1 protein-coding gene is annotated in these 1,458 nt (G+C 47.5%); it reads right to left on the bottom strand.

From position 1 onward, the window contains the following. Positions 1-38: 38 nt before the first annotated feature. A protein-coding gene (locus tag KNP68_RS15015; protein WP_125317985.1) for an IS3 family transposase occupies positions 39-1,366 on the bottom strand; the annotation gives its coding sequence in 2 pieces (ribosomal slippage) (positions 39-967 and positions 967-1,366; 1,329 coding nt in all). Positions 1,367-1,458: the final 92 nt, after the last annotated feature.

Genomic DNA, 1,458 nt, shown 5'->3' with positions numbered 1-1,458 from the left:
TAATCTGTACCCCATGTAAAGGACATTAATAAAAAAACTTATGCTGCTTCAAGGAGATGATTCCTGTACTGTACGGGAGTCATCTTTTTCATGTTCCATTGATAACGATGATGGTTGTAATAGTTAATGGTTTTTTGGATTTCACGCTGTAGTGAATCGAACGTGGTACAGGCCTTTAACTCGACGATATCCTTGAAATGTCCAAAGAATGATTCCTGGACGGCGTTATCCCAACAGTTGCCCCGTCGGGACATGGATTGACCTAGTTTCATACGCTTCACCTCTTTCTGGTAGGTCGGGCTCGTGTAGTGCCCTCCTTGATCTGAATGGATGAATGCGTCCTTGTCCAAGCGAATCCTCCGGTTCTTCCGTAAACGCTTCAACGTGTCCAATACAATGTCGAGATTGATGTTCTCAGAGAGTTGATGCGCCAATACCTCATTGGTCGAACCATCCACGATGGTCGAAAGATAGGCCCGCTTACCGTTCCCGTAAAATATGTAGGTGATATCGGTGAGAAGCACCTTATAGGGCGTGCCCTGTTTGAATTCGCGTTTGAGGTGATTCGGCACCACCCGGTGCTCGGCCGTCGCCTTAATGAGCCGTTTGTATGGTTTCGCCTTGCGGATTGGACACACGATGTTGTATTTCCGCATGATACGTCGGATGCACTTCAGGTTCATCGTCACACCGAAATGGCCAGATAGCACCATCTTGATCTGCCTAGCACCCTTCTTGCGCTTCTTGAAGTGGAACGCCTTCAGAACAAGGTCACGAAGAGCCATGTCTCTCGATTCGTGCTCCTGTCTGATCTGTCTCCTCCGTTCCGAGAAATAGGCGTGGTATCCCTGACGTGACACCCCGGCCACCTGACAGAGATGGCTGACCATCCCCTTCATTTTATGCTTGATGATGACACCTTGAATCAGCTCATACTTTTGCGATGCGCTTAGTCCAGCTTTCCTCTCCCTTCCGCCAGGCGGATCTCCTTTAATAGTTCGACCTCTGCTTTCAACAGCTTGTTTTCGGCCTCGAGCTTCGCGTACCTTTCTTCTGTCGACAGCTCTCTATCTCTCCAACGTCCTGAATTACTTGATCGTGTATCGCGCAGCCCCATTACACCATCTTTTCGGTAAGCCCTTGTCCAGCGGTTTTTACAAGAATTCATACGCCGTTCACCGAGAACCTCCACATCGAACCCACATCCCCGGAAGATTTCCACAGGGAACTTTCCTTCCAACGTCTGTGCTATAAAGAGTTCCTTGAACTCATCGGTATACGTGATCCCTTTCGGGCTCACAGATTTAACGTAAGGATTTGCGGCTAGCGCATCTATTTCTTTTGACGTAAATATCTTCTTCGACACTCGAATTCACTCCCAATATGATTTAGTCCAGTGTACACAAAAAACCTGAGCAATAGACTTTTTTAAGTGTCTACTACTCAGGGTACAGTTTA

This window comes from Exiguobacterium sp. s50 (genome assembly GCF_018618175.1).
Taxonomy (GTDB): domain Bacteria; phylum Bacillota; class Bacilli; order Exiguobacteriales; family Exiguobacteriaceae; genus Exiguobacterium; species Exiguobacterium chiriqhucha.
The sequence above is the reverse complement of the archived record's forward strand: the minus strand, read 5'-3'. Positions and strand labels throughout refer to the sequence as shown.